9 protein-coding genes are annotated in these 6,000 nt (G+C 30.8%); 4 read left to right on the top strand and 5 right to left on the bottom strand.

Annotated features, from left to right (window positions below; genetic code table 11):
• The first annotated feature begins 120 nt into the window (after positions 1-120).
• The gene (locus COC46_RS20105; protein WP_098811679.1) at positions 121-558 is read left to right on the top strand and encodes an HIT family protein; all 438 of its coding nucleotides are present in this window, start codon (positions 121-123) and stop codon (positions 556-558) included.
• Positions 559-911: 353 nt separating this feature from the next.
• On the top strand, positions 912-1,472 hold the full coding sequence (locus COC46_RS20100; protein ID WP_098811678.1) for an HTH-type transcriptional regulator Hpr: 561 nt from the start codon (positions 912-914) through the stop codon (positions 1,470-1,472).
• Between the two features lie 277 nt (positions 1,473-1,749).
• Here the strand turns inward: COC46_RS20100 and COC46_RS20095 are convergent, their stop codons facing one another.
• Together COC46_RS20095 and COC46_RS20090 are read right to left on the bottom strand one after the other, a co-directional pair.
• Entirely contained in the window at positions 1,750-1,839 is a 90-nt protein-coding gene (locus COC46_RS20095; RefSeq protein ID WP_097973758.1) for a YjcZ family sporulation protein, read from the bottom strand.
• A 98-nt stretch (positions 1,840-1,937) separates the two neighbouring features.
• The gene (locus COC46_RS20090) at positions 1,938-2,021 is read right to left on the bottom strand and encodes a YjcZ family sporulation protein (RefSeq protein ID WP_098811677.1); all 84 of its coding nucleotides are present in this window, start codon (positions 2,019-2,021) and stop codon (positions 1,938-1,940) included.
• Positions 2,022-2,466: 445 nt separating this feature from the next.
• Here COC46_RS20090 and COC46_RS20085 point away from each other — a divergent pair, with 445 nt between their 5' ends.
• Complete coding sequence (locus COC46_RS20085) at positions 2,467-3,288, top strand: peptidylprolyl isomerase (protein WP_098811676.1); 822 nt, start codon at positions 2,467-2,469, stop codon at positions 3,286-3,288.
• 28 nt (positions 3,289-3,316) lie between these two features.
• Here COC46_RS20085 and COC46_RS20080 read toward each other — a convergent pair whose 3' ends face one another.
• Both COC46_RS20080 and yhaM read right to left on the bottom strand, forming a co-directional pair.
• The gene (locus COC46_RS20080) at positions 3,317-3,520 is read right to left on the bottom strand and encodes a sporulation YhaL family protein (RefSeq protein WP_088012129.1); all 204 of its coding nucleotides are present in this window, start codon (positions 3,518-3,520) and stop codon (positions 3,317-3,319) included.
• A 68-nt stretch (positions 3,521-3,588) separates the two neighbouring features.
• The gene (yhaM, locus tag COC46_RS20075) at positions 3,589-4,527 is read right to left on the bottom strand and encodes a 3'-5' exoribonuclease YhaM (RefSeq protein ID WP_098811675.1); all 939 of its coding nucleotides are present in this window, start codon (positions 4,525-4,527) and stop codon (positions 3,589-3,591) included.
• A gap of 359 nt (positions 4,528-4,886) precedes the next feature.
• On the opposite strand from yhaM, the gene COC46_RS20070 reads away from it, so the two are divergent.
• Positions 4,887-5,072 (top strand): YhzD family protein, encoded by a 186-nt coding sequence (locus tag COC46_RS20070; RefSeq protein WP_098811674.1) that lies wholly within the window; start codon positions 4,887-4,889, stop codon positions 5,070-5,072.
• 312 nt (positions 5,073-5,384) lie between these two features.
• On the opposite strand, the gene COC46_RS20065 is transcribed toward COC46_RS20070, so the two are convergent.
• On the bottom strand, positions 5,385-5,936 hold the full coding sequence (locus tag COC46_RS20065; protein ID WP_098811673.1) for a YrrS family protein: 552 nt from the start codon (positions 5,934-5,936) through the stop codon (positions 5,385-5,387).
• Positions 5,937-6,000 lie beyond the last annotated feature (64 nt).

The raw sequence follows: 6,000 nt of genomic DNA, 5'->3' as shown, positions 1-6,000 counted from the left end.
ACCTATTGTATATTTCCAAAACGTAGGTTGCTTCTTGTTTTTTTCTAATTTACTACGCCTATTTCCCCTTAAACCAACGCATATGTTAAAATAAGGAAAAAAGTGAAAGGGAGTTATAAGATGACTCATGACGCTAATTGTATTTTTTGCAAAATCGTAGAAGGTAGCATCCCAGCTTCAAAAGTATACGAGGATGATGATGTTTTAGCCTTTTTAGACTTAAGCCAAGTTACTAAAGGGCACACATTAGTTATTCCTAAGGATCATGTTGAAAACATATTCGAAATGAGTGAATTAACAGCAAGTACATACTTTAAAAAAGTGCCACTAATTGCTAATGCGATGAAAGAAACATTTAATGTTCAAGGTGTAAATATTATTAATAATAGTGGTGAAGTTTCAGGTCAAACTGTATTTCATTATCATATGCATATTTTACCACGATATGGAAAAAATGATGGCTTTGATGTAAAGTGGCAATCAAACCAAGATCAATACACAAATGAAACGCTTCAAGAGATGGCAAAATCAATTGAAAATAATGTTATTAAAAAATAATAAATTTTTTCCATTTAAATAGAAAAACAGGAGGATAAAATTCTCCTGTTTTTCTTTTTTTCATTAAAATACCATCTATTTTCTGCATTTTACACTATATTTTTAAAGATTATTATTATATATTTACTATATTACCATTAATATTTTTTCGACAATCTCTCTATGCTTTCGCTAAAATTATTATATAAACATACTTTTACCAACCTATAACACTTAATTATAATATAAAATTGTAGAATTTTATCAACGACTTTGTGAAAATTTTTAAAAATTCTAACTAAAAGTTCTTTATTTATTCACATATTATTGGCATAATAATAAATAGATAGTTAAATAGAAAAGAAGGTGAATTGATGAAAACTGAACAAAAAATATACACAATGAAAGAAGCTTTGATTTTTAGTCAAAGAATTGCCCAAATTTCTAAAGCATTATGGAAGTCAGTTGAAAAGGACTGGCAGCAATGGATCAAACCCTATGATTTAAATATCAATGAACATCATATTTTAATGATCGCCTTCCATTTAAAGGGTGCGTCTATTTCTGAAATTGCTAAATTTGGTGTAATGCACGTATCAACTGCTTTTAACTTCTCTAAAAAGCTAGAAGAACGTGGTTTATTAGTGTTTTCTAAAAAAGTAGAAGATAAACGTAACACTTATATTGAATTAACAGAAAAAGGTAAAAATATGCTTTTAGAGATACTAGGAGAATTTGATCCAGAGACAAATTCTGTTTTTCAAGGTACTTTACCATTAAAAGAATTTTATGGTAAATTTCCAGAAAATATGGAAATTATGGCTATTTTACGTAATATTTACGGAAAAGATTTTATGGATATTTTTGAAACAACATTAGGTAATATAGATAAAGAATTTATTGAAGAAGATCATCGTTTAATAAAAAAACCTTAATTTCTTCTTTAAAAATGGCAATTGCGAGTTGATTTGTCCTTGTAGTTGTAAAAAATAGAAGCGGGGCAAGATTAAATCAATCCTTCCGCTTTTTATTTCGGCCACTTTTGTTCAAATTTTCACATAAATACTTCTTTTAAATCCTCAGGCTCACTTCTCATTACTATTCAAAATAACACTAAGTAAATAGTAGATTAATTTAATATAAAATTATTATCTTTAAAAAACTCAACCGGAGGTACAATACCTCCGGTCGAATATTTGTCTTATTTACAAATTAGATGCAAGCTGCTCCTACGATAATTAATAAGATGAACAATACAACGATTAACGCAAATCCTCCACCATGGAATCCTACGCCCATCATTCACACCTCCTTTTGCTACATATCTTATCTTATGCGTGTCGTAAAAAATGGTCTGGGCAAATGTATAAATAACCTTCATTTTCGAAGATTCATATTGCTTATAAACATGAACACCCAATTATGATTAGCAAAATAAATAGGATCACAATTAAAATAAATTCACGTGATGTTTTCCCTTCCATTTTTCCACCCTCCTAAAAGTAATTCATAATAATATATAGACGAATGCCTTAAATGATTGGGCGAATGTCACGAATGACAAGCCTTTAATTTACTGGATAAGTGAGTATTACAACAATTTCGGTGTGAAAATTTTGTTATATGATCTATAAGCCCTCTATCCCCCTCCAATTCTTACATTTAATCTAATAAATTCTCATTTTTTAATTAAAACTAGTTCAAGATTCCTTGAATTTGATTTATATTTACTTAAAATGTATACCAAATTATTCTTTTTTTGGATAAACTTTGTCACATTGAAGGAAAATATGTTATATTAAGTGAAGTAATTTCCAGTAAAAGGTATGCCTAAATTAAAGGAAAAATTAAGATTTAAGCTCCATACTTTAATAAGTAAAATTTTTCTTTGTAAGAAATCAATTTAAATTTTTATTAGGAGATGTTTAAATGAAAAAGTTAATCGTATCTGCAGTTTTAGCTACCTCAGTATTCGGACTAGCAGCATGTGGATCAGCTGGTATTAGTAATGATGTAGTTGCTACAACTGATGCAGGAGATATCACATCTAAAGATTTATATAATAAGATGAAGGATACAGCTGGATTAGCCATGCTTAAGCAAATGGCTATTGAAGATTATTTAAAGAAAAACTTCAAAGTTAGCGATAAAGAAGTTGACAAAAAGTTCAATGAGTATAAAACACAAAATGGTGATCAATTCAAAGCGTTCTTAGCTCAATACGGATTCAAAGATGAAGCAGCGTTTAAAGATCGTGTTAAAATCGATTTATTAACTGAAAAGGCTGCTGAAGCTACAATAACAAAAGCTGAGATTGCAAAATATAAACCTGAAATTAAAGCTAGTCATATTTTAGTAAAAGATGAAGCAACAGCTAAAAAAGTCAAAGAAGAATTAGAAAAAGGTGCAGATTTTGCAGCAGAAGCTAAAAAGTATTCTACTGACACTGGTTCAAAAGAAAAAGGCGGAGATTTAGGTTACTTTGGAGAAGGTGCTATGGTACCTGAATTCGAAGCTGCTGCTTACGCTTTAAAAGTTGGAGAAGTTAGCCAACCAGTTAAATCACAATTTGGATATCATATTATTAAAGTAACTGATAAAAAGACTGTTAACGAAAAAGAAGCTCGCAAAAAAATCGCTGAGTCTAAACTAAGTCAAGAAAACTTCTCAGCATTCTCTGATGAACTTCTTAAAAAGGCTAAATTTAAAGTAAAAGATAAAGATTTAGAAAGCCAAAATAAAAAATCATAATAAAAAACCTGCCAAATTGGCAGGTTTTTTAATTTGATGAAATTTCAGAGTTAATAAGTAATTGTTCTCTTCGTTCTCTTTCTTCTTTAATTCTTTGTAAGTAAATTTCTCCCTCTTTTTCAATGAAAGCTTCATCGGCATCTCTTTCTTGTTTTGAGGTGTATAGTACCATAAATCCACTTACAAAGATTCCTAAAATTACAATATACATCCAAAATGGTAATAATGGCATTGAACTTCCTCCTTAGTAGACAAGCATTTGCTTCATTATATGGCTAATAAGGAGAAAGTATGATTAAATTAAAATTTTGGTTTATAAAAACTCCTATTCTCTAATGGGAAAATACGCTCTGTATATTCACCTGGTTCCACTCTTTCAAGTGCACGGTCTAACATATTCATTTTTGCGTCAATATTATCTATGTAATGTAATATTTCCGCTTCTTTAATTAATGGCAATTTTGGACTACCGTACTCATACTTACCATGATGGCTTAAAATAAGATGCTGTAGCACAGTAACTTCCTCTCCAGCAATTCCTAGTTCGATCGAAGCATTACCAATTTCGATTGCCATAAGTGAGATATGACCTAACAAATTACCTTCAACAGTATATTTTGTAGAAACTGGGCCAGATAATTCTCTCACTTTTCCTAAATCATGCAGAATGATTCCAGCATATAGTAAATCCTTATTTATTGAAGGATATAAGTTTGCAATTGATTCTCCTAATTGCAACATACAATACACATGATATGCTAAACCAGAAACAAATTCATGATGGTTTTTAGTTGCCGCCGGAAAATCTAAGAATTCTTCTTGATTTTTTAATACTAGATATTCCGTTAGCTTTTTTAATTTTTCATTAGTCATATTATTGATGTATGAAGTAATTTTCTCATATAATTCTTCTTTAGAAACTGGTGCTCTTGCAAAAAAATCTTCTGGATTTACTTCGTCTGTATCTTTAGCAGGACGAATTTGGCGTAATTTCAGTTGAAGTTTCCCTCTATAATCGTGTAGTTCACCTTCAACTTTTACAACTGTGCCTTCTACATAAGCTTCTTCTTGCTCTGAAGAAATATCCCAAAGCTTAGCCTCTATATCACCACTTTGATCCTGTAAAGTTAATGATAAAAATGATTTTTGATTACTTGCTACACCTTTAGTAACTGCTTTAACAAATAAAAATGCTACAAATCGTTCGCCAACTTCATGATCATATACTTTTTTATCCATAAGTACCTCCAATATGTATAGGTTTCCTCTGCAATACTGAACAAATTAAATTAGATCGTTCGAAAATTAATAGCTTAAAATATTTTGGAAAACCAATTTCACCAAAATATAGAGGAAATTCAAATTATGTATTAGTCGTTTTACTTATCCTATTATACGTCAAAATAGTTACTTAGCCCAACAATGATCATACAAAAATTAAGACATAATCTAACAATTACCAAGATCTTTTTATCAAATTACCAATTCATCATTTAAATTTATAACAGAATTTTTTTATAATTCTAATTATTACTTTACATGCCTTTTCAATCTATGCCAAAATAGTAATATAGCAACTGATCAAGGAGGTCTAGAACATGGCAACATATCGAATAACTGCTTTTGAAAAAAATGGAGAATCAATCGTAGATGAACAGTTTGAAGCTAATTCTGACGTAGAAGCAAAAAATATTGGTACAGAAAAGCTTTCGGAAATCGGTGCACTTGATAAAACTCACCGTTGCATTAGCCAAACTGGTAAATTACTTTTATTTCACCCTTAAAAAGAAGCTGCGAACATTAGTCGCAGCTTCTTTTAGTTTTAACCATTTTGTAAAAGTAGACCCCAGTCAAGTTTATCGTACTTATCCAAGTCTCAACCGATTGAACCCCTGATTGGCGTGGAAATACTTTTTCAAGTAGAACGTTGTGAACTTTTAGGATCTGTATTGATTTCACTCACTTTTACTTAATTCCAAAAATTTGCAAATACATCGAGTCTACATCGTCGCTGCAAATTTATAACTCCCTTAATGTAAAAAAATAGACCGTCGAATATTTCTCGACAGCCTTAGGATTTACCTTAGGTGCAAACTTTATGAAGCAGGTTCAACTTTTGTTGCTTTATAGCTAGAGCCATCCCATATGAGATATACACGATATTTTTGCGAACCATTTGTCTTTTCTGATACAGTTCCTACCGAGCCACCTGGGTTACTTCTATCGCTACCTAAAAACCATACAGTCATATTGCTTTGATCTATTCTAGTAGCAGTAGAGATTGCCTGTAGCATCTCCTGCCAGTCTTGCGATTTAGAATCATAGCTTGTAGCATGCTTCACACCAGTTTGTTCTGGTGCTTCCGGTGCAATTGAGCTATTGTCATTATCTTCGGACGATGGGTCTTCAATTGTTTGAACAGTTGTTGAAGTTTCTTTTACACCATTATTATCTTTATTTTTACTGTCTTTAGCTGAGGCATAATCATTTAACCCAGATCCTGCTTTATCATCATTCGGCGAAAAAATGGAATACGAAACAAATGTGAGTAGTATAAGTACGATTCCAATTGATCCAAATAAAATAAGTTTACCTTTTTTTCTTTTTGCTCTTGTAGTTGCTCGTGAATTACTTTGTAAATTATTCATTCTAACCCTCTCCCAAAAATGAGAATGTTATCATTCTACCATGTGTGGTGAAAAACTTGAAGTG

It is taken from the genome of Bacillus sp. AFS041924 (genome assembly GCF_002577195.1).
In the GTDB taxonomy this organism is placed as follows: domain Bacteria; phylum Bacillota; class Bacilli; order Bacillales; family Bacillaceae_G; genus Gottfriedia.
The sequence above is the reverse complement of the archived record's forward strand: the minus strand, read 5'-3'. Positions and strand labels throughout refer to the sequence as shown.